We start from the raw sequence: 26,950 nt of genomic DNA, 5'->3' as shown, positions 1-26,950 counted from the left end.
GTATCCCGCTCCGCGGGATACCGCGCGGCAAGCCGCGCGGTAGTGACGGCTCCGCTGACGCTCCGCCGAATTCCCGCGCAAGCGCGGGAATTGAATTCCGCAAGCGGAATTCTAAATGCAGTGCAATTCGCGCAAGCGCGAATTGTGAGCACCCGCGCAAGCGCGGGTGCCGAGGCTGGCAGCAAGGGGAGGTGCATCGCGCTCGCGCCTGTGTAGGGTTTGGGATTCCCAGCCACCATCCCCGCAACGAAGGTGACGGACCGTCGGCCTGACGGGGTGCCGGCCCCACCGCAGTGACGGGCTCCGCTGCGCTCCACCCGAACCCCTCCCTCACCCTCGAAACCGCCCCGGCACGCTCATTTATACCCCGCCAGCATACAGCACGACCCGGCCGTTGGTGGGCGGGATTGAGTCATGTATCACCATGGGGAGCGGTGTTGGCGCGGGAGTGATGCATCACGGGTCGTGGCTGTGTAGAGTCTGGGATCAGATACCGCATCCCCAGCGCCGCGTACCTCGCGCCGGGATTCCCTTTCTGATTACGCGCCACATTCCGCGAAAAGGAGAAAACGGGGCATGGCCGTGAAACTGCGTGACCATCAGATCGAGGCCGTTGCTGCCATTGTGCGCGGCTTCGATATCCCGCCGGGCGGTATTCCCTGGAACGGTCTTCGCGGGCAGGTACACGCCGCGTGCGGTACGGGGAAGACGATTATTGCGGCGGCTTCCGCTAAGCGGCTCGTGCCCAAGGGCCGGATTCTCGTGCTGGTGCCGACGCTGGATCTGCTGGCGCAGACGGTGAAGGCGTGGCACGAGGCCGGGCACACGGGGCCGGCGGTTGCCGTGTGCTCGCTCCAGGACGACCCGGAGTTGTGGACCCTGGGTGTTCGCGCCACCACGAACCCGGTGCAGTTGGCGCTGTGGCACGGCCAGGGCCCGGTGACCATCTACGCGACGTACGCCTCGCTGGGCGTGCTGGCGGAGGCGTTCGAGGGCGTTTACGGCCAGAAGTTGGCCCCGGTGGACCTGGCCGTGGTCGATGAGGCCCACCGGACTTCGGGCTCGATGGGTAAGGCGTGGGCGGACATCCACGACCAGGGCGTCATCCCGGCGTACCGCCGGCTGTACCTGACGGCGACGCCGCGGATCTGGGAGGAGCGGCTGAACCGCGAGGTCGCCGAGGGGGTGCGCGACCCGCTGCCGCGTGAGATGGCGGCCTCCATGGACGACGAGAAGGTCTTCGGTCCCGTCCTGTACAAGCTGTCGCTGGCGTCGGCCGTGTCGCGCGGGTTGCTGGCGCGGTACCAGATCATCGTGCTGGAGCTTCAGGACCCGGTTGTCACACCTGAGCGGCTGATGGGCGAGGACCGGCACACCGAGGAGGTCCGCGGGCAGCGCCTGGGGGCGCTCCAGGCCGCGCTGCTGCACACGATGGCGCAGCACAACCTGTCGACGTGCATCACGTTTCACCACCGGACGATAGAGGCTCAGGCGTACGCGGAGGGCCTTCAGCGGGTGGCGGAGAAGCTGCACGCCAACGAGCCCGAGAAGTACCCAGCGAAGATCTGGGCGGATTGGCTGTGCGGCGAGCACGACCCTGAGCGCCGGCGGGAGGTCCTGAGCGGCTTCGGGACCACGGCGCGGCGGGCCGTGCTGTCGAACTGCCGCGTCCTGGGTGAGGGCGTCGACATCCGCGCCGTGGACTCCGTGGCCCTGCTGGATCCCAAGGGCGCGCCGCACGACATCGTCCAGGCCATCGGTCGGGCGCTGCGTCAGAAGCCGGGACAGGGGAAACTCGCTTCGCTGATTGTGCCGGTATTTCTCCAGCCGGGAGAAAAGCCGGAGGATATGTTCACCTCGGGATCGTATCGGCCTTTGGTGAAGGTCCTCGAAGGATTGCGGGCTCACGATGAAGAGGCCATCGAACTTCTTGCGATTCCGCAGGAGCCGCAGAAGGACGTGGCACAGCCTTCCGAGTACATCGGTCCGCCGCCCGAGGAAGGCGAGGAAGAATCCCGTCTTCTGCTCCGCTTTGCCGTGCCGCGTGATCCGGTGATGGTCGCGGAGTGGGTCAGCTTCAACGTGATCGACACGGAGAAGCAGGACTGGGCGCGCGGCTGGGCGAAGCTCAAGCAGTACACCGAGCGTGAGGGCCACGCCCGGGTTCCGTACGGGCACAAGGAGGGCGCGTACCCGCTTGGGCAGTGGGTCGCGGAGCAGCGGCGGGCCTACGGGGCGGGGCAGATGAGCGGCCTTCGGGCCCGGCGGCTGGAGAAGCTCGGGATGGTCTGGAGCCTCGCGGACGCGCGGTTCCAGGAGAACCTGGAGGCCGCCAAGGCGTACTACGACGAGCACTGGACACTGTGCGCACCCCGATCCGCGACGATGCTGGACCGGCCGGTCGGGCAATGGCTTTCGAATTTGAGGCGGCCGGGTGCGCTGGACGACCACCCCGAGTGGAAGGCCGCGCTGGAGGCCGTCGACCCGGACTGGAACCCGGAGTGGCCGGCGGACTGGCAACGCCACTACGCCGCCGTACGGGAGCTGGTCGCCGACGAGGACCAGGCCGATGTGATGCCCGGCGTCACCGTCCACGGCATGGACATCGGACGGTGGCTGGCCAAGCAGCGCCAGCACACGGTCTGGGCGGGGCTGATGGACGGGCAACGCCAGCTCCTGGAGGCGATCGGCGTCACGCCGCTGCCACCCGAGCAGGAGCCGCCCACCAAGGCCCCCAAGACGGCCCTGAGCGCCTTCGAGCGGGGCGTGGCGGCCCTGGCCCAGTACAAAGCCCGCACAGGCTCCGTGAAAGTCCCCCGGGGCCACGTAGAGCAGCTACCGGACGGCAGTGAGGTGAAGCTCGGAGTGTGGATCATGAACCAGAAGACCAGGCGCGCCAAACTCACCGCCGACAAACTCGCCACATTGGCCGGCCTCGGACTCGACTGGGCCGCCGTGTAGGTAGCGCCCGGATACCGCGCGAGGGCCCCGACTCCGGCATGGCCCCTCGCGCGGTATCCGGGCGCCAGCCAGCGGCTGTCAACGGCCTCCCGCTGGGATACTGCGTCCGTACGAGCAGGGAGGCTTGTTTGATCATCTTCGACACGAACGCGGTAAACCTTCTGTCGCCTTCAAGTCCGCGTGCTGACCTCATTCGGAAGCTGCGGCAATCGAAGCATCATCGGGTCGGTGTGCCCTGGATGGTGCTGGAAGAGATGGCCGCCCACCAAGCTCGCCTCTACCCCGACAAGCACCAGGCGGTGTTGAACACTCTGGCGAAGTTGGAGGCGTATCTTCCCTGGAAGCCGAAGAGCTCGCTGGAGCCGCTGAACCTGGAGCGCCTTCTCGATCACTGGCGGGATGCCTACCGCGATATCTTCGAGGTGATCGAAACCAGCGATGCGGCTATCCGCAGGGCGTTTCAGCGTGAGGCGATGGCGCTGCCCCCGACGAAGCGGGTCAAGGATCATTCGGAGGGGGGCCGCGACGCGGCGATTTGGTTCTCCGTCCTGGAGTTCCTAGAGCAGAACCCCGATGAGCACGTATGGTTCGTCACGAACAACAGCGACGACTTCGGCGACGGGTCGGCCTATAGGTACCCCATGAATGAGGACATCCGCGGTCTGGAGGACCAGCTCACGTTGCTGAAGAACTTCGATCAGGTCGTCTCCCACTTCACCAGGGAGGTGTCCGGGGCAGACGCGGAGGCTGCCGCAACCGAGCTGCTGAAGTCGGCAGCCGTTCGGGACCGAGTGGCGCAGACGGCGATGGACCTCGGTTCTCTCACCGGCTTCGTCGGCCTTGGCGACCGCGAAGCGGCGGAAGACTGGTACGCGTGGCTCGCCCAGCCCGAGGTCGAGCTGCTCAGCGTCACGGACGTCACGGGCCACGAGATCGAGAGCGACGTCTGGTACACGGCCAATGCGCAATGGATGCTGTACGGGCCTGCCGTCGACGAGGTCGAGGCGCCGGTCGGCTACATCGCCTGCGTGTGGTCGATGAAGGTTCTGTTCTCCGCTCGCGACGACGAGGCTCCGACTCTACTCACCTCGGAGGAGCCGTCACCACCAGACACCAGTGACGAGTCGTGCATGAGGGTTCTGCAGGGGCTCAAAATGCGGGTCGCTGACATCGTGGCGGGTGCCAAACGCAAGGTTCAGACTCCCGTTGAACGTATGGTCGCCGAACAGCTCGCGCCCACCCTCGCGAAACTCGACACGGCTACCAACCAGCTCGCCCTGCAGGCTGCCGCTCGACAGGCAGCGCTGATCAATGGCCCCGCGCAGCTCCTCGCTCAGCAAATGGCTGCCCGGCAGAAGCTCTTCGATACGCAGGCCCATCGCCTCGCCCAGCAGGCGGCCGATCATCTGAAGCTGATCGACTCCCCCGCCCAGCGTCTCGCCCGGAAGATTGCGGCCGACCAGCTGGCGCTGATCGACAACCCACTGCACCGTCTCGCCCGACAAGTGGCAGATTCCATGCCCAAGCTGGATATCGCTGCCGACTTGCACCAACCAAGCGGCCATGACGAAGCCGTTGATGAAGTTGAGCAGTCGGATCCTGATCCCTCGGAAGCCCGCGCGGATGGGACAGACGACGCGGCCGCCGACGACGACCACGAAGGCGAGTGACCACTCCAGCGGAACGGCTGGCCCGGGCAAGAGCGCGGACGTAGCCCGTCCGAGGATGGCGGTATGGAGGCGGCGGGGCACCGGGTGTGCGTTCGCGCGCCCCGACCCCCGGTCGACGGCGTCGGCTACGACCAGGTCGCCACCGAGCGGTTGGATCCGGAGTCGGTGGACTGCGAGGTGCTCGGGGAGCGCCGGTCTTGCGTGTGGGTGCCGTGAAGAGGACCACAAAGCGCGATGGTCGGCCGCCGCAGGAGCCGAGCTTCCTCCGGTTGTGTGCCTGATCGGCCCTACCTGGGATGGTGCAGCTGGCAAGTAGCCCCCGAAGGGAGTGCACAGCAGTAGGGCCCCGCCATGCTCGAAGTCATCATCGCGGCGATAGCAGGCCTCTTGGGCGCGGCTCTGGGGTCCTGGGCAACCATGCGGGCCGCTCGAACGGCCGAACGAGCAGCCTTGACGACGGCCCGAATCACCCCGAAGCCGAGGAAAGCCGATGTTGAGTTCGTCGATGCCTCCTTCGTGGCGCCCAACGACCTCGACCCGTCAGAGCGCACTGCTCTGCTGGAGGGCGAGGCCGGGGAGTCTGAGACGGGGCTGGTCCTCGACCTCAAACTGCGGAACCGCGGCGGGGAGACTGCCTACCTCTATGAGCTCACGCTCGACCTGCGCAACAGCGTCGACGGCTTCCAGCCTGAGCTCCCGAAAGCCGACCCGACGCTGGCAAGTCGGGCCACCCCGTCGCACGTCTACCGGGCCCCCCCAAGGAACCCCGGGATCAGCCCCAGACAGTGCGGATCTCCCAGGTGCTGCCGCCCAACGAAGCTGACCGCTTCCTCGTTTCAGTACAAGCCACGCCCCGCTTCATCCGAGCCCGCGTGTCGGTCGTGTACAAGGGGGATCAGGTAGCCACGGCACCGCAGGAACTGAAGTTCCTGCGCTCGCACCCGCAATGGGTGAACGCCGATTCCATGCTCGGGTTATTGAGGCTCCGCCTTCGCGAGTGCGGACCGTACGCCTACTGGAAGGACCGACGAGTGCCGGCGGCGGAGGCCTCCCGCCTCTGCCTCGACGAGTACGAGCACGGCCTGCAGGCCCTCGCCGCCATCTACGCAGAGATCGACCGTGAGACCGACCCGCGTTGCGCAGCCATCCATGCCTCCCGGGCTCGCATCGCCGCGCTACGCCAAGCGCTGCGCCCCGACGGTCCGTAAGTCGGGCCCTTTGCCCGGCATCATGGACGTTGGGCCTGTAGATGACTGGCCACGGAAGGTGACATGCTTCGCCCATGCGGATTCCTGTCGAAGTGCGTCCTGACTTCATCGAGAAGGTTGCCCGCCGCACGGACCCGCTGGGAGCCGTAGAGGAGCTGGTCTGGAACAGTCTGGATGCTGACGCCACCGACGTGCGTGTCGAGTTAGAGCTCGATGACTTCGGCGGCGTCCAAGCGGTTGTCGTGAGCGACAACGGGCACGGCATTCCGGCAGCGACTGTGGAGTCCGCATTCAAGGGAATGGGAGGCTCGTGGAAGCGCACGGCGCCAGGCACCGAGAGCGGCCGTCAGCTACACGGCCGTCACGGCTACGGACGCTTCCGGGTGCTCGCTCTGGGATCAACCGCCACCTGGACTTCCGTCTCCGACGGTCCCGGCGGAAGGACCGAGGTCGTCATTCGCTTCCAGGACGGGGACAGCGACTTCGATGTCGAGGAACGCGCGCCGGCGCCGTCAGCGAAGCCGGGCACCACCGTACGGGTGACCGGAGAAGCCCAGCGCAAGCTGCGTCTTACGGCCGACAGGGCCCGGGAAGAGCTGACCAGTCGGCTGGCGATGTACCTGAGCAAGTACCCCTCCGCGACCGTGTGGTGGCGCGGTGCCGCTCTCGATCCGAGCGAAGCGATCCAGGGCGAGCCCTTCGAGGAAGAACTGGATATCGGCATCGACACCGGCGGTCCGGGGCCGCTCCTGCGCATCGTTGAGTGGAAGACGAAGCCCCCGCGGCGGGAGCTGCTCATCTGCGATGCCGTCGGTGTGCATCGTATGACAATGCTGGCCCAGATCCAGGCTCCCGACTTCCACTTCACCGCCTACGTGCTGTGGGACAGGTTTGCGAATCTGACCGACCACGACCTGCTGGAGGGGGAGTTCGAGCACACCGATTCCCTGCTCGGCAGGACGGTGAAGGCCGCGCGTACCCGGCTGCGGGCCTACTTCCGCGAGCAGGAGCGGGAGCGCACCCGGAAACTGGTGCAGCAGTGGATCGAGGAAGGCATCTACCCCTACAGCGGAGAGCCGAGCGGTCCGGTGGAGGTGGCCGAGCGGGACACGTTCAACGAGGTGGCCAGTCTCGTCAGTCGCCAGCTGAAGGGGCCGAAGTCGGCGCGCCGTACGCAGATGGTGCTGCTCCGCGAGGCGCTGCGACGCCAGCCCACCGCGATGCCGAAGGTCCTCGATGAGTTGTTCACCCTGTCGGGACCGCAGAGGGAGCGGCTGGAGGATCTGGTCGATCGCACCCCGCTGGCGAACCTGATCGCCGCGAACGCGGAGACTGTGGACCGTATTGACGCCCTGAACACGTTGCGCCAGCTGCTGTTCGAGTTCGACTCCCGGTACACGCTGCGGGAGAAGGACCAGCTGCACCGCATGCTGGAGAAAGAGCTGTGGATCTTCGGCGATGAGTACAGCCACGCGGTCTCCGAGATAGGGCTGACGAAGGCGCTCAACCGGCATCTGCCCCGCTTGGAGGGCAGGACAGTGCCCCAGCAGAGGGTGCAGCTGCACAACGGAACCGGCGGGCGGCTCGATCTTCTGCTCTCCTGCGTGTCAGGCGCCGGCCGTACGAAGCAACACCTGGTCGTCGAACTCAAGCGACCGAGCACCGTGCTGTCCGAGACGGAAGTCGCCCAGATCAACAGCTATGCCTACGCCGTCACCCAGGACGAGCGCTACAACCACGATGAAGAGACCCGTTGGGAATTCTGGCTGGTCGGCAACTCCATCGATGACGTGGTGCAGTGGCAGTACCCCGACGGATACGTCAAGAAGGACGACCGGGTGACCATCCGCATCATCACCTGGGGAGCGATCATCGACGCGTGTGAGGAGCGGCTGCGCACGCAACGGGAACGGCTGGACTACGCCTCCGACCAGACACACAGCGTCGAGTACGCCCAACGCGTTCACGCGGACGCCGACGTCGTGTCCCTCCTCACCGTTCGAGAAGACGACAGCGCCTGAAGCGGATCGGTCAGGCTCAGCAGCTCCGGGAGTGCGGTCTCGATCGTCATGGACCGCGTGACAGCGGGGGCCGCAGCGTCGTTGCGGTGTGCGGGAGTCTTCGCCCTGGGGGCCGCCGAGGCTCGTCAGGACTCCGGCGGACCAGGACCGCACTATCGCTGAAGCTGAAAGAGATAGCCGCCGTATCCGCCGCACGCCGCAAGGGTCGTGCCGAGGAGGGTCATCACCCTGACAGAGAGGGCCCGGCGCCGCATCACGCCGGGCCCTGTGGAACGTCGCGTAATTCCCCAGCCGAAACGCCGAACACTCCCCAATGGGGATCCCGACGCTGCTCCTCGATCCCCATGAGGACGCCGCTCTTTCCCGGGCCGCCCGATAGCCAGCCTGATCTTGAGGGACACGGCGGACTGTCAAGGATGAGCGCAGCTCACCGCGCTGAGTGTTGTCCCGTAAATGATCTACGGCATGCTGGTTGACCATCGCCGTTCCCCGGTCACCTGGCGAGGGTGAGGTTGTGCAGGCGGGCGATGCTCGAGCATGGCGTGGTGGACGCCGTCACCTTTGAGACGACAGTCGCGGAGGATCTTCCAGTTCTTCATGCGGGCGAAGGTGTGCTCGATGCGGGCACGGACCTTGCGGTGTGAGCGGTTGTGCTCCTCTTTCCAGGCCGGAAGGCCATCCTGGCCGTGCGCGCGGCGGTGCGGGATGACCAGGCCGGTGCCCTGGTAGCCGCCCTCGGCGATTACCATGGTGCGGCCGACGGCGGCCTTGGCACCGGACAGATCCCACGCCTTGCAGTCGTTGCGGTTGCCGGGCAACGGCCGGCCGACGGCGACGACGAGTCGGGTGTCGGCGTCGATGACGACCTGGTGGTTGGTGGAGTACCGGTAATTCTTGGACTGCTCGGCGATGCTGTGGTCGCGGGTGGGGACCAGGGTGCCGTCCACGATCAGAACGGTGTCCGTGCGGAACCGCTTGCGCTGCTGGGGAGCGAGCGCGGGCCCGAGGTGGTCGATGATGCGGTCGGCCGCGGACTTGGACACCCCGAACAGCGGTGCCAGTTGGCGCAGGATGAGGTTGGTGCGCCAGTAGGCGGCGACCAGCAGCACCCGGTCCTCCAGCGGCAGGCCCCACGGCCGGCCCCTGCGGACCGGGTCGGCGCCCTCGCGCCGGAGCGCGGTGATCAGCTTGCCGAATTGCCTCGGGCTCAGCCCGCTGAACGGGGGTATCCACGCGGGATCCGAAGCCGTGATGACGCCAGCCATTTCAAGATCATCGCAAGCGGCCGGACCGCCTCTCCCTGTTCAGTACGCTTCAAGGGCTGGAGGAAGGTTCGCGGCCGTGTGCGCCTCCGCAATGTTGAACACACTGGCGCACGCCGGACACTCTGCACGGCCAAAGACGTATCTGATCCCCTCGGCGAGCCGCTGCTGCCCGTCCCGGCCGGCTGTGGCGTGCATCCATCGACCCGGCTCGCGAAGCTCCTCGGCCGGGGCGGGCCGCAGCGACCGCCGCTCGATGTCGCCCTGATCCCAGTCTCGAATGGCCGCGTAGCAGCCGTAGGCACCGACGGCGATGGTCACCTCCGCTTCGCAGCCGGGGCAGGACACGGCATAGAAGTCGTCGGCGAAGTCCCCCAAGGAGGCGCTCCAGTGGTACTGCCCTGCAAGGGCGAGCAGATCACCGAAGATGCGGTTGTAGTCGGCCGGACGCGTCCGAAGCCTCTGGTCCACGAGTTCCCGCAACCGGTCGACCTCGTTCGGACAGGCCGCGAGCAGGGCTTCACCGTCGGGGTGCCGCAACGTGCCACGCACGATGGCACTGGCCAGTTCGAGTGCCTGGGCACACGCGGGAGCTAGAGCTGCCAAGCGCGGTAGAGCTGCGAAGCTCGCCGCGGAGACCGTCTCACCGTGGAGACAGAGACGGTCCCACAGCTCGTCCCACGCCTCCGGAACTTCCTCTCGCTCCACCTGATCCAGGAGCAGTGGCACCCGCCCAACCGCCCCGTGAGCATCGACCACCTGCGTCCAGTCCGTCACGAGGGCATTCAACTGTTCCCACAGCCACGCTGCCAACCTGCAGGACGACAGGGCCACGAGCCTCCCTGGCCATTGCGGGACAGCCCTTAGCGGCGCCGCAGGCGTCCTTGACAGGCCGCTGCGTCCCGGACACTTTCCAGGCGGGCGGGGCCCGGCCCTCCGCCACACTTTCGGTCGAACACCCGCCTGAGGACGGTGGCGCTGCCACTGGGGAATTACTTGCCCGTTGACAGGCCCGACCGCCCATCGACCACCACGGGATCACCGAGGTGAGGAGCACAGGGAACCCCTCGCCGGGTACAGCCGCCCGGACCTCTCGCCCTGGACGCCCCTCGCGTCCACACCCGGCTGTGAGGGCCAAGGGCCCGGGCATCAGCCGTCGACCAGCGGTACCTGGTCAGGTGCCAAGTCGTCACGCAGCCGCAGGAAGCGGACCGGGTGACGGAACCGGCCCGCGTCGACGGCGGTGTCGGCGAGGAACTCAGCCACCAGCTCCGGCTGCACGGGGTGGTAGTCCAGCTCCCCGGCGGCGCCCCAGCCCGCGCTGAACCGGCGGCCGTGCCACGGGTGCTCGGGGCCGGCGGCGGTCAAGCGGTGGGCGAGATCCCGCCGGGACGCGGTGGACAGCGGGGTGGTGCGAGCGACCAGCCGCAGGTCTCCCCCGGCGTTGTAGCGGGCCAGCAGCAACGTCTGCGGGGCGGCGAGCGACCCCGTGATCCCTCCCACCATGGCCTCGGAAGTGACGTGAGCGCGGACCTTGATCCATGCACGTGTGCCCGGCATGTACGGCTGCGCCAGGCCCTTGAGCACCACACCCTCGATCCCAGCAGCACCCCAAGATGGGTCCAGCCAGTCCTGCGCGACCGCGCGATCCGTCGTACTGGGACACAGCGTGAACGGAGCGGCGAGGACGCCGCGGGCGAACAGGTCCTGAAGTACGGCCCGCCGGTCCTGGTACGGCCGGCCCAACAGCTCGGTCCCACCTTCCTCGAGGACGTCGAACACGATCAGGTAGGCGGGGCGCTCGTCGGAGGCCTGGACGGCGCTACGCCCGCGCCGCCGGGTGCGGCGCTGCAGCTCGCCGAAGTCGAGTCGTCCATGGGCGGGCACCACCAGCTCGCCGTCGAGCACCAGTGTCTCCGGCAGCCGCGCCGCCGCGGCCGCGATGTCCGGGAACGCCGGCGTGAGGTCGGCTCCGCGGCGGGACTGCACGAGGACCCGGTCGGGCTGCGCGAAGACGATGGCACGGAATCCGTCGGCCTTCTGCTCCATGGCCAGGCCACCAGGCAGCGCACCCTCCGGGGGCAGCGTTCGCCACGCCTCGGCGAGCATCGGCTGAAGCGGAGGGGTCAGCACCACACGCCATACCTACGCGGCACCCGCCGACACTGCATGCCAGGCGTCCGCCGGATGGGCGTGGAGTGGATCATCCAGCAGCGGGGAGGCGAGTCTCAAGCGAGGGCCCCGCGGGGAGACGCCCGGGCCCTCGTCTTGCCTGTTACTCGTTGTGCGGTTGGTACCGGCGCGGCAGTCGGTGGTCCACGAGGTGCCCGGGGAAGCGTCGGTCTTGCATGCGGGTGTCGTGGAGAACAGGTTTGATCGCGCAATTGCACGTTTCCGGTCGTGCTATGCGTCATGCGTGATCGAGTGAGCACATCTTCTGTGCGAGTTCCCGCGCGTCATGCACGCCTGTATCCGTGATACGACTGCTTTCGATGCGCTTCTGCAGCGGTCCGTGAACAGGAATGTTCGACGTCGAAAATGGGCCATGGCCGACACGCGGAGCTACGGAATCCAGGGAGATTTCGGCACTCTCGGCTACAAAAATCCGCCGTCCTGGAGCAACCAAAATTATGCCCCCCGGTGGGGCATATGGGTGATTAGCTAATCGCACTGTGTGTCGGTAGCTTCACCGTCAGGTTGCGTGCGGGACCTCGCACAACGTCGTCCAAACCCCGTCCGAAGTCCCGCACGCCCGACACCAAAGGAGTGCCCTATGGGCCATACCCCCCGGCGTCGCCGGCCGAAACCGTCTTCCGGCCGCTTCGTTCGTACCAAGCGTAATGTCCGTAACGAAAAGTTCCGTGACATGAACCGGTTTGGCAAGCCAGTCATTGCCGCGTTCATCGGGCTGGTCTTCGTCGGATACCTGCTCATCTTCCGTCCGTCCGTTCACGTGACGGTCTCCGCGGAGGCCGTCACGATCCTCGGCGGTGCGCTCTCCGGCGCCGTGTTCCGCCTCGTCCACAACCGCCGCTACCGGCACTGACAGGGCCCCGGGCAGGAGACCGGCCGGTGCCACCGGTGCTCCTCCTGCCCGCCCGGTGGGGAACGGGCCGCCGCGCAGGCCCGGCCCGTTCCCCACCGTGAGCGGCGCGTGATGAAACCCGGGGATTTCCGGGTGTATCAGCGCCAGGAAACCCGCTGTGAACCCTTTTCGTTACGGACGGAAACAACTGTGAGTGACATCTGCGAGTTCTGCGGCTCCGCTCTCAGCGGAGGACCCGGCAAGGGACGGCCCCGGAAGTACTGCGGTGACGCCTGCCGCCAGGCCGCCCATCGGCGCCGCGTCAGCACCGGAGCCGCTGCCGCGCCCGCCCAGGAGCCCTCCGCCCCGCCCGATCCGGCGGCCGAGCACGCCGGTGCGCCGCGGGGCGCCATGGCTCCGCGCTCGGGCGCTCACGGCCCCAGCGCCGGGGACCTTATGCTCGCCGACCTCGCGCGGGACATCCAGGACGGCGCCCGCGACCTCGCCCGCCTCCTGCCGTCCCTGGGCGGGGAGGAACCCGTGCGGCGCGTCGCCCAGCTCCAGGAGCAGCTGGACGGGCTGACCGCGGCGGTCGTCGGCCGGGCCCGCTACCGGCGCGTCACCTGGGCCGCCATCAGCTCGATCCTGCGGATCAGCGAGGACACCGCCCGCCACCGCTACACCGACCGCTACATCCTGCGCCGCCTCGCCCGCTTCAACCGCTCCCAGACCGCCCTCACCACCCTGGCAGGCCTCTTCGGCACCGCCGCCACGGGCCCCCAGGACACCTCCGCCGGCAGCGACGGGAGCAGCGAGGCCGGTGACGCCGGCGACCGGGGCGAGGGCCCGGAGCAGCAGTCCGTGCCCGACGACGCCTCGGGAGCCGCGTACAACCGGCTCTCGCCCATCCTGTCCATGCTGGTCCGCACCGCCCAGCTGACCAACAAGGAGGTCAGCAGCCGGATCGGCTGCTCCGCCTCCTACCTGTCCCGCATCCTGTCCGGCGAACGCGTCCCCACCTGGGAACTGACCCGCAAGTTCGCCCAGGCCTGCGGCGCCGACCCCGAAGTGCTGCGCGCCGTGTGGGAGACGGAGAAACTCCGCCTGAAGTCCAGCGACCGTGCCATCGTCCCTGACACCGACGGCCAGACCGCCGCCGAACACCTCCGCGCTGCCATCCGCACGCTGCACCTGCGCGCGGGCCGCCCCACCGCCGGCGACATAGCGGTCGCCAGCCGCTGGGCACTGACCGCCGGCGCCGTCGCCTCCCTCCTCGAGGCCACCGTCCTGCCGCCGCGCGGTGTCCTGCACACCTTCGTGCGGCTCCTGGGCGGCGACATCCGCCACTTCGACCAGCTCCTCGACAACGCCCACCACGAAGCCGCCCAGGACCCGGCACACCTGCAGCCGCCTGCCCGGCGCGACCACACCCTCAGCCTCGAGCGCACCCCGGCACCGCCTGCCCGCAGCTACACCAGCGGACCCGACACCGTGCTGAACACCTTCAGCAAGATCCTCACCGAAGACCACACCGTCGAAGACGGCCGCGCCCGCCTCCTCCACAAGCGCGCCGAAGACCCCCACCCCACGGACTCCCAGCGCCGCCGGCCACTGACCACACTCACCGACGCCCTGCGCCAGCGCACCCCCGCACCTCCCGCCACCATCACCCCACTCGGAGGCACATGACACAGCCACAACGGCGCCCGCAACGAGAACCTGCCCTCCACCGTTCCAAGGCTCCCGTTCCGGGAACGCGGCACGCGGCCAGGCGGGGACATGGTCAGAGGGGCCGTAACCGGGTAAGCCACGCCCGATCTTGATCATCGTGGTCGGGCTCGTGATCGCCAACCCTCGGCGGTGCGTTCACGGTCAGGGCCCGGCAACACAGCAGGTGGACGAAACGGTTGCGGTCGACTCTCGCCGCGGTGGGTCTCGCCCTCGCCGACTGAGCCGGCGTCGCTCGCCGCCGCCAGTGCCTTCGACTCCTGATACGGATCGCGAGGGAGGCTGAGCCACCGGCACAGTCAGACGAGCAGGCGGACTCTCCATAGCGGAGCGAGCGGTTTGCCAACCGCACCCGAACCAGGGCGCTCACGGAGCACGACGCGGCTGAGGTTGTCCCGGCCGACCAAGGTCAGGTCGAACTTCTCACGGAGGCCTATCGAGCTACAGCGCTGGGGCGGCTCTGCGACGGGGTCAACGGCGAAACCCACTCGAGGAGAGCGCGCACCGCCTCACCACGGGGATCCATTTGCGCGCGCCCGCTCGGCACGCGAGACCTGGCCGCGCCACTCGCCGCAGGGGCAGTCGCCCCACCGCAGAGAACCCCGCCAGGACGTGCCCGGCGGGGCTTCTGCCTCTGCTGCACTTAATGGACTGTCGACGACACTCTTAGGAGAGTGAGACCATCTCCGAACGCTCAACGGCTCTCGCCGAGCCTCAAGCGCCAAATTCACTAGAGATAGTACACGCGCGAGAGGGAAAATCGCTTCGTTTCGCGATCAACAGCCTCCCCCTGAATTCCTTTCCTACCAGAGAGAATCCTGGGGGGCGCCACTCTCCCTATCCAGTACCGACCTCAGCCGATGGAGCATCTCAATCCATTTCGCTCCGTCCTCTCTTCGACTCCAGTCGTCCCACAGATCGTTATCCTTGACGAGCAGGCGAGATACCGCACTGAATGCCAAGGAGACCAGATCTTTCGGCATTTCCGGGAGTTCACCAAAGGGCATACCGCACACCTCCGGCTGGAACTCATCACCACCCTCCGCTTTTCGAACAGCCAAAGCGGCAGCGGCGATCGAAACCTCAGCCCTGCCTCCGTCGACATGGGTACTGTCATCGTGCGCCACCGACACGAGTGCCGCACGCAGCATCTCAATCCGTTCAGACTGCGGCACACCGTCTAGATCGCCAACGAAGTCAGCAGCGGTATCGTTCTCGAACGGTCTATATCCCCATGTACCCACAATCATCTCCTTTGTCACAACCGTCTGACGTCTCGCCGACTCTACTCTTCGAAGGGTAGTTCGAGCTGATTCGCCCTCTCCTGGCGATCATTGTAGAGATTGCGACCCCGTCCTTCGATGTCACTGCTGAGCTTGATGCCCATCTTCTGAAGCTGAACCTTGATGATATGTTCCCGAATTCTGAGGGCATCGTCATTACCGCAGACGTGCATACAGATGACAGGACCATCCTTTTCACGCCTACCGACATTAGCGTGGTACCTCAACCGCACGTCGAAGTTGTTTGTCTTACCAACGTATACATGCCCGGGCTTGGAAATATCGTCAAAGATATACACACCCTGATTCTTATTGCAGTTGTGCACGAGAACCGGGGTATGACCCGCCAGCGCATAATACGTGTGCCAGCCGTCGACGGTGAGGTTGTAGGTCGTAGGGGATTTCCTTGTGTGTGGCCTGTTAGCAGTGACAATGACCGTGTCGCCCTCGTCGGTCCGCAGGGTCATTCCAGGTTTCAGGCCGCTCGCCGGCACCCAGTCAAGTTCAGAGGGCGACCAGAATGGATGTTCATGAGTCGCCGTGATCTTCTCGATGCCGTTTTCGGTGCCGATAGAGAGTTCATTGAAGTGCTTGTCATTTTCAGTGACGATGACGCTCGTCACCTCACGCGAACCTTGTTCTCCTGTCGCTGGGTCGGCGGCCAACACCTTTTCACCCAGCTCGATATCTTCGATGTTTTTTGTGGTCCCGTCCGCCATAAGGACGTCCGTACCAGCGAGGAAGCATTCGCAGGGAACGTCACTCTTTTTGCGGACAGAACTCAGGAGCTTCTTGCCTAGCGTTCGGACAGCTCCACCGCCGCTGAAGAGGCTGTAGACGTCCAGTCGGGTCTGCGTGTCCTTGTAGATCTTCGAGTCGGTGTCTATGCCTTTGCTGTCAACAAATTCTTGGTATGCGTCTGTGGCTCCAGAGCAGTCTTCGATCCAGCACCAAGGGCTCGCCTTGGACATACCTTCGGCAGCCTCTGTTACCCAGTGCCCGACTGCTGCGAATGCTTCTTTCCAACCTCCCTGTTTTTCTGGATTCCGCGGTTCGTTGCTGTAGCAGGAGACGGGGATGGAGTATCCGCCTGAAAAGTTGTAGCACGTATTACCGGCACTGCCACCCTTGCCGTAATTAGCGCTGCCGGTGCTGGATGTCCCGCCAGATGATGTGGCGACGCTGCCGCTGCCGCCTGTAACAGCTTTAACGATCTGAACCGCGACCACGACGGCGACAATGATGCCAATCAGCTGAGTGAAGAATTCACCGGTCGGGTCGGAGAAGGCGACGGGATTGTTGTTGCTGTAAGCGTAGCCGTTGATCTGTTGGGGGTCCTTCAGGTCACCGACAGGGTCGACGCTCACGAACCGCCCCGTAGTTGTGTCGTACTCGCGGGATCCGATGTGAGTGAGGCCGGTGGGGTCTTCGGTGCCTCCGACGAAGCCCTTTTCGCCGCGCCACGCAGCGGGCTTGGCGGTGCCCCGGTCTTCGCCGAACGGTTCGGTGGGGCGGCGGGTGAGGGCCTGGGTGGTGGCATCGATCTGGAGGCTGGCGGTGCCATGGTGATCGGTGGACAGCCAGGTCAGGTTACCGGGAGTGCGCATAGCTACGGTTTTGCCCGCGTGGGTGTAGTAGCGGGTGGCGGTGACCTGGCCGCTCAGTTTGTCGAGGCGGAGCTCGGTCTCGCCCAGGTACAGGGTGGTGCCGGTGGTGTCCCTGCGGATGAGCCTGTTGCCGTCGCCGTCGTTAAGGAACGTGGTGGTGGCGCCGCTGGCCTCGGTGACTTTCTCCAGTTTGCCTTCTACGTTCCAGTCCAGCGTCTGTGTGGTCCCGTTGAGGTTGCGGGTCTTGGTGGCCCCGTTCTCCCAGTATGTGTAGCTGTCAGCGGTCTGCGTGCCCGAGGCCCGGCTCGTGACGGTGCTGGTCAGGGCGTGAGGGCGGGACTGGTCGGTGGTCTTGTAGGTGTATGTGGTGGTGGAGGGGCCTCCGGTGGCGAGGTGGTCGGTGGCGGTTTTGCGGTTGCCCGCGGAGTCGTAGGTGAAGCTCTGCCAGTACGGTGCGCGGCCGCCGACCGCAGTGGCGGTGGGGGCGGTGGCGCAGTCGGTGGCGGCGGTCCAAGCGGTCTTCAGGCGGCGGTGGCCGTCGTAGGCGAAGCACTGCTTGTCGCCGGGGCTGGTGGAGCGGTCGTCGATCTCGGTCGGGTTTCCGGCCTTGTCGTAGCGGTAGTGGATGTCTGCGTCGGTGCCGGTGTGGGTTTCGGAGACGACGGTCTGGCGGGCCAGGCGCTTGGTGCCGTCTTCGTAGGAATAGTTGATCTCGGTCCAGTCGGCGGTCGAGGATACGCCCAGGGTGGTGCGGGTCTGCTCGCCGGCCGGGAGGTAGTCAGTGTTCTGCACGATGCCGGTCAGGCCCTGCAGGGTGTCCGGCAATCTGGTGGCGGTGTAGCCGTAGGTGAGGGTCTCGGTTCCGAGGCCGCCCATGGCGGGGATGGTGCGCTTTTGCAGCGTGCCGTCGAGGTTGTAGGCGTTGTTGATGACGTAGACGCCGGTGCCGGCCAGGGCTCCCTCTTTGGTGCTGATCGTGTACTGCTCCTTCAGTACGCGGTTGAGCTTGTCGTATGCGGCGTTGGTTTTGGCGTACACGTCGCCGCTCTTGCCGCCGACGTAGCGGATGGAGGAGGTGAGCTGTCCCTTGGCGATCGTGTCGTAGGACCACCGGGAGAGGATTTTGGTGTCGTCCGGGGTGGGCACCCCGTCTACAACGGGCACCTTTCCGTCGACCAGAGCGGTTTGCCGGCCGAGAACATCGTAGGTGTGGCCGAGTGTCTTGTTGCGGGCGTCGGTTGCGGCAACGACTTGATCGAGTTCGTTGTACTCGGTGGTTGATTTACCGGCGTCGGGATCGGTTGCGCTGGTCTGTCGGCCGAGGAGGTCGTAGCCGTAGTCCCAGGTGTTGCCGTCGTTGTCCTTGACCGTCTGCAGGCGGTCCGCATGGTCGTAGGTGTAGGTGAACCCGACGTAGTCGGCGGTGACGGTATTGCCGTTGTACTCACGCTTCTCCGTCAGGCGGCCGCGGGCGTCGTACTCCTCGCGGACGGCGGGAGCGCCAGCAGGCGGGAGAACAGTAGTGGCGTTGCCGTCATAGGTGGTGGTGGTGCGTGAGTGCTCCTGTCCGTTGACGAGGTTCTTCTGCACTGTGGGGCGTCCCGCGCCGTCGAAGGTGGTCTCGGTGCCGGCGGGCCCCGGAGTGATCAGCGTGGCCAGGATGCCGCTGGGGGCGGTCGTGTCGATGTACTGTGCGGCGGTTTCGACTGCAAGACCGCGGGAGTCGTACTTGGTTTCGGAAATCACCCGGCCGGTGCCTGTGGCAGCGGGTACCTGCACCTGCCGGGGCCTCAGCAGTGCGTCGTAGATGGCGTACTGGGTGAGGTAGGTGGTGCCATCGTTGTTCAATGACTTGGAGGCCACCCACGATGCGGCACCGGCCTGGACTTTGTACTCGTACTTCTGGCTCGGGCTCTGCCCGCTCGCACGGCTACGGTCGGCCAGCCAGACATCGGTGAGGCGGCCGAGGGCATCGTAGGCGAGCTCGGTGCGGTTGCCGTTGGCGTCCGTCCGGGCGATGTCCACTCCCCAGTCCGGGGCGTGCTCGGCAGTAGCGGTGTGGCCGGCGGCGTTGGTGGTCTCTGTCTGGGTGATAGGACCGCCGGTGGCGGGCGTGTAGGCGATGTGCTTGGTTCGGGTGCCCTTGGCGTTCCAGGTGTCCGTCGGCCGGCCGAGCGCGTCGTATGCGGCGGTGGTGACGGTCTGGTAGCGGCCGGATCCGTCGGCGTTGTAGCCGACCAGGCGCTCGGTGCGGGTGGCGTCGCCCTTGGTCGGGGCGGCGCCGTAGGCCTGGTCGTCGTAGGAGGTACGCGTGTCGGAGATCAGGTCGGTGGTCTTGGGATCGTCGGTGCGGTTGGGGGTCACCGAGCAGCCGGCGGACACCTTCTCCACACGTCTGGGATAGGACAGCATCCATGTGGTTTCGTCGGTGGCGTACCAGGTGCGGGTGCAGTCCTTGGCGCCGCCGGCGTCCTTCTCCACGGTCAGCGGCAGGCCGCTCTTCGCGTCGTAGGTGGTGGTCGACGTGGCCGAAATCGTGGTGCCACTGTTCAGGCGGGTGCGCGTGACCTCGGTCCCGGTACGGACCATGTACCCGCGGACGGTGCCGTAGGAGTGGCTGTCGCTGGAGGTCTGTTGCGACCAGGGAGTTATGACCTTGGCGGAGACTTCCTGACCGGAGGTGCCGTTGTAGGTGATCTGCTCGCGGAGCTGGCCGGCGAACTCCTCCGAGTCGGTCTTGGACACGCCCTGGGAGTCAGTGATCGTCTCGCTGCGTGTGCCGCTCGTCTGCTTGTCGCCGTGCATGCCGCGGTAGTACAGCGCGGTGGTCTTGGAGCGGGTGCCGGAGGCTTCACCGACGGTGGTGGTGACCGTGTTGTAGCCCCGCCAGATATTCCAGGTCCGGTACTTCGCCTGGGAGATGGGAGATTCGTCGTCGTAGGCCCAGGCGCCGCCTCCGGTGTAGCTGTAGTTGGTCTCCTTCAAGGGAGCGCCGCCGGTGGGGTCGGATTCGGTGACCTGGGTGACGACGTACTTGTGGAAGAAATCGGTGCGCGGCTGCGGGTTCTCACCGCCGGTGGGGTTGGTCGGCGGGATCCACTTGACTGGGTAGCAGCGCTTGGTGTTCTTGTCGAGTGCCGTGGGCAGGTTGGTGTCCGCCAGGCATTCGGGGTCGGAGTAGTTGACGGTCGTCACCGACCCGGTTTCGGATGTGACCCTGCGGACCCGCCATTTGATGTAGGGCACGACGTCGTCGCCGGTCTTGTCGACGCGATTGTGGAGCTGGATGCCGTCGAAGGTCACCGCCGGGAGGGTGACCGGGGTGGTGCCGGACTTGCCGGTGTGCCGGATGCTCTTCAGCCACAGGCCTGGTGCGGAGCCGTCGCCCGGGTCGGGGAAGGAGTGCTCCATGTGCCAGGTGTTGACATCGCGGTAGTCGGTGTCCGCGCCAGTACCGGTGCCTTTGTAGACCTGCGTGGTGACGTCGGTCAGCCGTTTGCGAGTGAAGAATGACGGCGCATTGCGGTCGGTGCAGGTGGTGCTGGCGGCACAGATCTGGTCGAACGGCACATCCGGCCAGGCTGCCTTGTTCGTCGCGGTGAGGGAGCTGCAGGTCTCTCCGCCGGAGACGGGGATGCACCGCTCGGCGACGCTGAACTTCACACGGGCCGCGGCAGGCTGGCTGAAGATGGTGTCGGAGCGTTGGCCGTAGTCGATGCGCTTGAGGTAGCCGCTGCGGTCGTAGTAGGTGCCATTGCCGGTGGAGGCGTTCTTGGCGTAGTAGTTGCCCTCTTTGGTGTACCAGTAGCTGGTGACGTTGCCGTGCGGGTCGACGACGTAGTCCAGGTTCCATCGCCAGGCCTGGCGCTTGGCGCGGTCGGCAAAGGTCGTGCCGCTGGAGTAGCCGGGCTCGCCGGCGTCGTCGCCGAAGACGGGTACCCACCAGGTGGAGTTGGTGACCGGATCGTCGGCGGCTGTGCCGTTGTCGGACCAGCCGGGCAGGCGGTTCTTGCCGAAGACGTACTGGGTGCCGTCGGTGGCGGTGATGGTCCAGTACTCGCCTTGGTCACCGGCGTCGCCGTCGTCGCCGTTGACGGCGCCGGTGCCGCGGGTGACCTTCTCCCCGTCGTCGTTCTTCAGATGCCAGCCGTTGGCGTCCTTGATCAGCGGGCTGGACTTGCCGTTGAGGACGACGGAGGCGTTGTCCTCTTTCCAGCACAGGTCGGCCTTGCCGTCCTGGCCGTCGTCGTCGCAGGAGCCGTAGGAGCGCTCGATGTAGGACGTCGGCAGGTCGAAGCCTTCACCCACCCAGGACGGCTGGGCGGAGGTGGAGGAGGTGCGGCCGTCGACGCTCTGCGCGGAGTAGCCCAGCGCCACAGTCGGTGCCGTGCCGGCCGGGGCGGGTACGACGTCCATGGGGTAGGACCAGGTGAAGTCGCCGTTGGAGCCGCCGCCTGCCCACGTGGAGGAAAGCGACAGCGGGGTGGCCTGGTAGCTGCCCTGGTCGGAAGAGGCTGCTGCGGCCAGGGCCACCACCATGGTCGTCCCGGCCGCATTGCTGGCCTGGCGGGTAGCCACCTGCGCGGTGAGCGTGCTGCCCTTGGTGTCGTTCCTGGTCGGCAGCACCGTGGTGGTGCGGCACTGCCGCTTGCTCGGTGTGGTCAGCGCGCATGCAGGCAACTGAACGGCTCTCAGCCGGCTTGACCAGGCGCCGCCGTAGGCGTTGGCGAAGCCGCTGTAGTCGACACTGAGGGACATCTTCGAGGCGCTGGTGTCGCCGTCGGTGCGCTGCACGGACAGCACCAGGCCCTCGATGCCCAGCTTCTTGGCTATTTTGCGGTCCAGGACGGTGACCTTGGCCCGGTCGGGGGCCTGCGTGACCTTGGCGCCCCTCGCCTTGGCTTTCGCCTTGGCCGGTGCGGCCAGGGTCACCGGCAGCCTGTCGGCTTTGGCCGTCTTGCCGACGCTGGCGGGAAGCTCGACGGTTGCGGAGCCGGGCGCCGGCCAGACAGGTTTGGCTGCGGCTGCCTTTCGTGTCTTGGCGGCGGCCGAATCCGTCGGATCTTTGATCTTTCGTTTCTTGGCCTGGAAGGCCACGGCCTTGCCGTACTCCGGCTTGGGCAGCTTGGTGTGGCTGCGGCTCGAATCCTCGGGTGGGGCCGCCCCGAGCAGGGTGGCCGTCACAGCTGCGGCCACGGGCAGGCTGACTGCCGTCAGCCTGCGCCGTCCCGCTCGGTGCCACGACCATGAGGGCAGCACGAATCTGCGCCTTGTCACAGTGGGTTCCTTCGATCTCGAAATGAAGCGGTGTGCCGGGCCGGTCGGCCCGGCACACCGCTGGAATCGGGCGCTGCGTTCCAAGGGCACGCAGCGAAGCGGGTCAGCCGATGTCGACGGGCGGTTCGTCGACCTTCGACAGTTCGCTGATCTCTTGCTCGGACAGCACGCCGGCGTACACGCGCAGATCGTCGAGCAGGCCGGGGAGCGGATTACCCCAAGCTCCGTTGTCATGGCGCCGTGAGCGGCCCATCATCAGCGGACCGGTGGGCTGGAAGATCCTGTCGACCAGGACGCCTTCCTCGGCGCCCTGGCGCTCACCGGTGATGTAGAGCTTGGCCGACTGGTTCGCCGAGTCGAAGACGCCGACGACGTGAATCCAGCTGCCGGGCGGGTTGACCTCGTCGGAGGCGACGGCTGCGGCGGGGCCGTTGAGCACATCGGTCTCGTAGGTGCCGAAGTTCCAGTCGCCGATGGCCTCGCCGATCTCCTGCCGGTACCACAGGCGGAAGGAGTTGCGCTGGTCACCTGGGTGAGCGAACACGGTCGGCGAGTGGGCGCGGGTGGTGTCTTCCAGGCGGCTCTGGGTGGCGAGGTTGACCCAGCCGGCGACGGTGAAGCTGCCGGATTCGTCCACCCGGACCGGCGCGGTGAGGTGACCACCGGCCGGTTCGTCGAGTTCGACGACGTTGCCGTGCCCGTAGTCGTCCGTCGGGGTGAACGTCGCGCCGGGCTGCAGGGTGAGGGTGTTGCCGCGGCCTGTGGCGTCGGCAGCGGTGGTGCCGGAGGTCTCGTCCATCTGCCAGTGGGCGAGGAGTTCGGCCCTCGGGTGTCCGGTGGCGGGGTCCTCCAGGTTCACCAGCGCAGCGAGTTCGTCGGGGAAGACCACCCGGTTGTAGGCCTGGATGTGGTCGAGTTCGCCGTTGAAGTACGACGACGGGCCGGCGGATCCCTTCATCCTGCCGATCTCGAAGGGCCCGTTCGCCGCCCACGGCGCGGTGTAGGGGGTGGTTGCCTCGAGGCGGCCGTTGACGTACAGGCGCAGTTGCTGTTCCTGCCGGTCGTACACGGCCAGCAGGTGCGTCCAGGCGTTTGTCACGGGTGGGGTTGTGGAGATGGCCCGCACGACCGTGGCTCCGGTGGAGGTGTCCTGGTCGTAGCGGTTGAACACCCACTTGCCGTAGGAGTCGGAGTAGTACAGCTGGAAGGCGCCGATGTTGGTGCCGTTCTGGTTGGCGACAGTGCCGATGACATCGGTGCGTGCCAGTTTGGCCCATGCGGAGACGGAGAAGCTGCCTGTGGTGTCCACGACCTTGCTGGTGGTGGCGGCAGAGTTGCTGCCTGTGCCCTTCCAGGCGGCCTGATTGCGGCCCTTGGACGCCCAGGAAGCGGTGTTCAACGTGAGCGGATGGTTGGTGCCTTGGGCGTTGGCGGCGGTGGTACCGGTGTTCTCGTCCAGCTTCCACACCGCGACCGGGGCCGAGGGTTTGGCCACGTTGAACAGGTAGTCCTTGCTCGTGCCCGGGTTTCCGGCAGCGTCATACGTCTGCACGCGCAGTGTGTTGGTCAGGCGCTTGTTCGGCGTGATCGAGACCGTGTGGCTGGCCGTGTTCGCGGTGTAGGCCTTGTCCTCGACTTTGAGTCCGTTCAGCCAGCTGACGTAGCGGCGTACGTCGGTGGCCCCCGCCGTGATCTTGAACTGGCCGGTCATCCCGACGCTGCCGGTCTCCGGCGAACCGACACAGGTCTCCCCCGCGCATTCCGGGTAGACATTGTTGACGGAGGTCACCGTCGGCTGGGGCGGACCGTCAGAGTCGATCTTGAAGTAGCAGGAGGCCGACCAGGGTCCGTACAGATACTCGGTGACTCCGTCGTAGGTGACCTTGTACTGGGTCCGGGCCCGGAAGTGATACGTCTGGCCGCTGTCCAAGGTCGGCGTCCAGGTGCCGGCGGTGCCGCTGCTCGTCCACGCTGACGGCCGATAGCTGGTGGGTGTCGTGCTGCTGCCGGTGTAGAGCTCGAAGTGCGGTCGTACCACAGCCTGGGAGCCGTCCGCCGAAGTGGGGGTGGCCGTGAACCGGGGCGTCTCGTCCCGAATGTATGGCGGTGAGCTCGAGGAGGAGCAGGACGTGCTCGGATCGGCGATCTTCACGTAGGACGGCGCAGCGTTCGGAACGCTGACATACGCGATCGACAGCTTCGGCCTGCGCTCCGCCGTGATGCGGTCGTCCTTGGGCGACATGAACTGCTTCCACGCGATCGGGTCGCTCTCGTCCGCACGGAGTCCCAGCGTGGTGGTGGTGTCCTTCGCCTTGGCCGTGTAGGCCACAGCAGAGGTGGCATCGAACTCCACGGAGCCGTCCGGGCAGCTGGAGGAGTGCCCCTTGGCTGCAGAAACGGTGTCCACCTTGGACTTCCACGACGGCGGGCTCGACCACGTCCGCGCAGAACTGATGGAGGACGTGCGCCACAGCTCAACGTCCTTCTTCGTGCAGTTGGCCGACCAGATCTCGTACGCCGAGAAGTCGGCATGGAGGATCTTCTTGCCGGCCACCGCCCGGGTGTCGAACTGGAACAGCGAGCGCACCTTCTTGTTGTCCACGTACGCGTCGTAGCCCACACCCAGCGCATGACTGGTGCCCCAGAACGAGGTACCGGACAAGTTCGACCACAGCGATGTCCAGCCGACCAGCTTGGCAGACACGGTCGGCGGGTCGATCACGACCGGGTACGAGGTGTCCGGGTCGGTGAGGAACTCCTGGTCCGGCACAACGGTCAGTTTGTCGGCAGCCAGGGAGGCTTCCGCCACCGCGGTGCGGGACTGCGCGTGGGGGGTCACCGCATCGACCGGATCGACGGCATCCTCATCCGCGGAGTCGGCTGCGCTCGCCGCCGCCATGCGCACTGTTGCCGTTCCTGACGGGCCGGAGTCCCACATCAGCGGGGATCCGCTGATGAACGTAGGCCGCCCGCCCTCGTCGACCAGCGCCGTCACGCCGCCCTCGGTACGGGTCCGCAGCCCCTCGGTCCTGACGGGATAGTCGATCCTGCCCAGTGCGGCCGCGGCCTCAGGCGTGTGCACCACCAGGTTCTGCGTGAAGCCGTCCGGCAGCACCTGCACCACCAGGTCCACATCGGGACGCACGGCCTTGTACACCGCGTGCGACCCATCCAGCACCGGCTCCGGCAACGACCACGGCGCGAACACCTCATAGACGTTGCCATCACGTTCGAACCGCACCAGCGGCTCATCCCGGCCACCGCCGGACAGGGTCATGTCATGCGCAGCTCTGGGCACCAGACTGCCGTCAAGCTGTTGTACCAGCGTGGTGTCCACCGGCGTCCACGCATCGCCCTTCCGAACCCGCTCCACCACCGCGGACGACTCCGCCGTGAACGTCCCGTCCGGATTGGCAAAAACCTGATTCGTCTCAGACGTCAGGCTCTTCACCTCGACCCGCTGACCGGTCTCGGCCGCCCTGCGTGAAGCCTTCAGCTCCGCAGACGCCTGTGGAAGGGCGTCATCCTCCCAGAACGCCTTGCCCTTCCCTGCCTCATCCGCCGGATGCGCAGAGGCCGCACCGGCGCTCGCCTCGACACCGCCATCGCCCTCAGCCGCACCCGCCGGAGGCCCACCCAGCAAGCCCCCGAGCACGGCCGCTGACAGTGCAGCCCCGATCGCACCTGAGACGGGCCGACGCCACCGGCGCCGATGCTGCCCAACTCCCATATCCGCAACCCCTACTGCCTGCAGAAACGTACAAGTCGCGGCAGGTTAGAGATCAACTGAGGAGGCGATCAAGACTGGGAAATCCACCCATGCAGGCGCTAGTCACAACGAACACTGACGCACACTCACTCGTGCTATTTCTCACAGAGGATTCGTACAACCATTACCAGAGTTTCACAAAGCAAACGCATAGTTCACGGCCCCGCTGCCCAACTCCCTCCTTTCAGCCCGAGAGGTCGGGCACACTACACCCCACGGCTTGATGATCGTTGGCAATCACGGCGACAACGGGGGTCAGCAGCTCGGTGAGCGGCGGACCGCATCATCGACCACCTTGTGCCGATGCTCGCTCCAGCCCCACAAGCGGTTCGTCAAGGGGCACCGTGCGTAACGCGGACGGCAAGCTAGTTCCCACCCGCGACCACTCCGTGGCGTAGCAGTCGAAGAACTACCGATACTCCACCGAACTCGTGGAACAGGAACAGCTCCCGCGCGTCGCAGTCCTCGCAGACCTCAGCCCGAGCGACAGGCCAGGCACCCTGTGACAACAATCCTGCCTTTGTGACACCTAACATGCTGCGGCTCACCCCGTCCACCCGCAGCTGCGGGGAATGATCTCCTAGAAATCCAGCTCTAGGTAGTCGATGTCGTTGATAGCGACGTCTGAAAGCCCCGTTGCGCGGGCTCCGCTGTCCTGGAAATAGACCTCTTTGAATCCGTCGGCGATGACCTGCCGCATCTGCTGCTCGCTGGCCCCGGCGTCGCGGGCGTCGAACAAGCGCTGTGCGTAGGCCGGGGGAAGGTGCACTGTGAGTCGTCGGAACCTTCCGTCGTCGGTCGTGCCGATCGGTGCGGTGTATCCGAAGCGGGCCCGCGTCTCGACCGTGATCCCGCCGGTTGTGGCGGCCTGGCGCTGCCGGCGCTTGCGTACCTGCGGCTGCCACCGCTGCCGTACCGCGTCGTCGATCTTCGCGGCAATGTCGGCGCGGGCATGCTTGCGGGCGCCGCGCCGGTAGCGGTTCACGGAGTCGGCGGTGACACCGATCTCCTCAGCGACGGCCTTGGTGCTGCCCATCTGCTTGAGCAGGTAGCGGATCTGGCCCTTGAGCGTTTTCGGCGGCTCGCGGGTAAAGGCCTCCCGGTCGGCCCGCTCGATGGCGTCCTCGATTTCTCCCATC

General features: G+C 66.5%; 14 protein-coding genes and 1 pseudogene. 8 read left to right on the top strand and 7 right to left on the bottom strand.

Features of this window, described 5'->3' with window-relative positions; all coding sequences use genetic code 11:
- The first annotated feature begins 576 nt into the window (after positions 1-576).
- The 6 genes from AB0412_RS32345 to AB0412_RS32320 all read left to right on the top strand — a co-directional run bounded on the left by AB0412_RS32345 (position 577) and on the right by AB0412_RS32320 (position 7,860).
- Entirely contained in the window at positions 577-2,961 is a 2,385-nt protein-coding gene (locus AB0412_RS32345) for a Helicase associated domain protein (RefSeq protein ID WP_366406162.1), read from the top strand.
- 128 nt (positions 2,962-3,089) lie between these two features.
- Entirely contained in the window at positions 3,090-4,631 is a 1,542-nt protein-coding gene (locus AB0412_RS32340; protein ID WP_366406161.1) for a PIN domain-containing protein, read from the top strand.
- A 63-nt stretch (positions 4,632-4,694) separates the two neighbouring features.
- A complete protein-coding gene (locus AB0412_RS32335; RefSeq protein WP_366406160.1) occupies positions 4,695-4,847 on the top strand; it encodes a hypothetical protein in 153 nt (50 codons plus the stop codon).
- Between the two features lie 135 nt (positions 4,848-4,982).
- Positions 4,983-5,534, top strand: coding sequence for a hypothetical protein (locus AB0412_RS32330; protein WP_366406159.1), 552 nt, complete (start codon positions 4,983-4,985; stop codon positions 5,532-5,534).
- Positions 5,504-5,839: a hypothetical protein gene (locus tag AB0412_RS32325; RefSeq protein WP_366406158.1), complete on the top strand. Its 336-nt coding sequence runs from the start codon at positions 5,504-5,506 to the stop codon at positions 5,837-5,839. The genes AB0412_RS32330 and AB0412_RS32325 overlap by 31 nt, the downstream gene beginning before the upstream one ends.
- Positions 5,840-5,913: 74 nt before the next feature.
- Entirely contained in the window at positions 5,914-7,860 is a 1,947-nt protein-coding gene (locus AB0412_RS32320) for an ATP-binding protein (protein ID WP_366406157.1), read from the top strand.
- 493 nt (positions 7,861-8,353) lie between these two features.
- Here AB0412_RS32320 and AB0412_RS32315 read toward each other — a convergent pair.
- The 3 genes and pseudogenes from AB0412_RS32315 to AB0412_RS32305 form a co-directional block, all read right to left on the bottom strand.
- Positions 8,354-9,125: pseudogene (locus AB0412_RS32315) on the bottom strand (transposase).
- A gap of 39 nt (positions 9,126-9,164) precedes the next feature.
- Positions 9,165-9,956 carry a hypothetical protein gene (locus AB0412_RS32310; RefSeq protein ID WP_366406156.1) on the bottom strand — a complete coding sequence of 264 codons (792 nt, stop codon included), beginning with the start codon at positions 9,954-9,956 and terminating at the stop codon, positions 9,165-9,167.
- A 315-nt stretch (positions 9,957-10,271) separates the two neighbouring features.
- Positions 10,272-11,258, bottom strand: a complete 987-nt coding sequence (locus AB0412_RS32305) for an ATP-dependent DNA ligase (RefSeq protein WP_366406155.1) — start codon at positions 11,256-11,258, stop codon at positions 10,272-10,274.
- Positions 11,259-11,895: 637 nt separating this feature from the next.
- Here AB0412_RS32305 and AB0412_RS32300 point away from each other — a divergent pair.
- Both AB0412_RS32300 and AB0412_RS32295 read left to right on the top strand, forming a co-directional pair.
- On the top strand, positions 11,896-12,168 hold the full coding sequence (locus AB0412_RS32300; protein WP_366406154.1) for a hypothetical protein: 273 nt from the start codon (positions 11,896-11,898) through the stop codon (positions 12,166-12,168).
- Between the two features lie 189 nt (positions 12,169-12,357).
- Positions 12,358-13,836, top strand: a complete 1,479-nt coding sequence (locus AB0412_RS32295) for a helix-turn-helix transcriptional regulator (RefSeq protein ID WP_366406153.1) — start codon at positions 12,358-12,360, stop codon at positions 13,834-13,836.
- A gap of 842 nt (positions 13,837-14,678) precedes the next feature.
- Here AB0412_RS32295 and AB0412_RS32290 read toward each other — a convergent pair.
- The 4 genes from AB0412_RS32290 to AB0412_RS32275 form a co-directional block, all read right to left on the bottom strand.
- On the bottom strand, positions 14,679-15,119 hold the full coding sequence (locus AB0412_RS32290; protein ID WP_366406152.1) for a DUF4259 domain-containing protein: 441 nt from the start codon (positions 15,117-15,119) through the stop codon (positions 14,679-14,681).
- 41 nt (positions 15,120-15,160) lie between these two features.
- Positions 15,161-21,961, bottom strand: coding sequence for a polymorphic toxin-type HINT domain-containing protein (locus AB0412_RS32285; protein WP_366406151.1), 6,801 nt, complete (start codon positions 21,959-21,961; stop codon positions 15,161-15,163).
- 184 nt (positions 21,962-22,145) lie between these two features.
- Entirely contained in the window at positions 22,146-25,319 is a 3,174-nt protein-coding gene (locus AB0412_RS32280) for a LamG-like jellyroll fold domain-containing protein (protein WP_366406150.1), read from the bottom strand.
- A gap of 1,072 nt (positions 25,320-26,391) precedes the next feature.
- On the bottom strand, positions 26,392-26,949 hold the full coding sequence (locus tag AB0412_RS32275) for an XRE family transcriptional regulator (RefSeq protein ID WP_366406149.1): 558 nt from the start codon (positions 26,947-26,949) through the stop codon (positions 26,392-26,394).
- Between the last annotated feature and the right edge of the window lies 1 nt (position 26,950).

It is taken from the genome of Streptomyces sp. NPDC052012 (assembly GCF_040689265.1).
Taxonomy (GTDB): domain Bacteria; phylum Actinomycetota; class Actinomycetes; order Streptomycetales; family Streptomycetaceae; genus Streptomyces.
Note: the sequence above shows the minus strand (reverse complement) of the source record. Positions and strands in the feature narration are given on the sequence as shown.

Coding starts and splice junctions, on each gene's coding strand:
- AB0412_RS32345 (WP_366406162.1), top strand. CDS start 577: ATGGCCGTGAAACTGCGTGACCATCAGATCGAGGCCGTTGCTGCCATT.
- AB0412_RS32330 (WP_366406159.1), top strand. CDS start 4,983: ATGCTCGAAGTCATCATCGCGGCGATAGCAGGCCTCTTGGGCGCGGCT.
- AB0412_RS32320 (WP_366406157.1), top strand. CDS start 5,914: ATGCGGATTCCTGTCGAAGTGCGTCCTGACTTCATCGAGAAGGTTGCC.
- AB0412_RS32335 (WP_366406160.1), top strand. CDS start 4,695: ATGGAGGCGGCGGGGCACCGGGTGTGCGTTCGCGCGCCCCGACCCCCG.
- AB0412_RS32280 (WP_366406150.1), bottom strand. CDS start 25,319: ATGACCCTGTCCGGCGGTGGCCGGGATGAGCCGCTGGTGCGGTTCGAA.
- AB0412_RS32300 (WP_366406154.1), top strand. CDS start 11,896: ATGGGCCATACCCCCCGGCGTCGCCGGCCGAAACCGTCTTCCGGCCGC.
- AB0412_RS32275 (WP_366406149.1), bottom strand. CDS start 26,949: ATGGGAGAAATCGAGGACGCCATCGAGCGGGCCGACCGGGAGGCCTTT.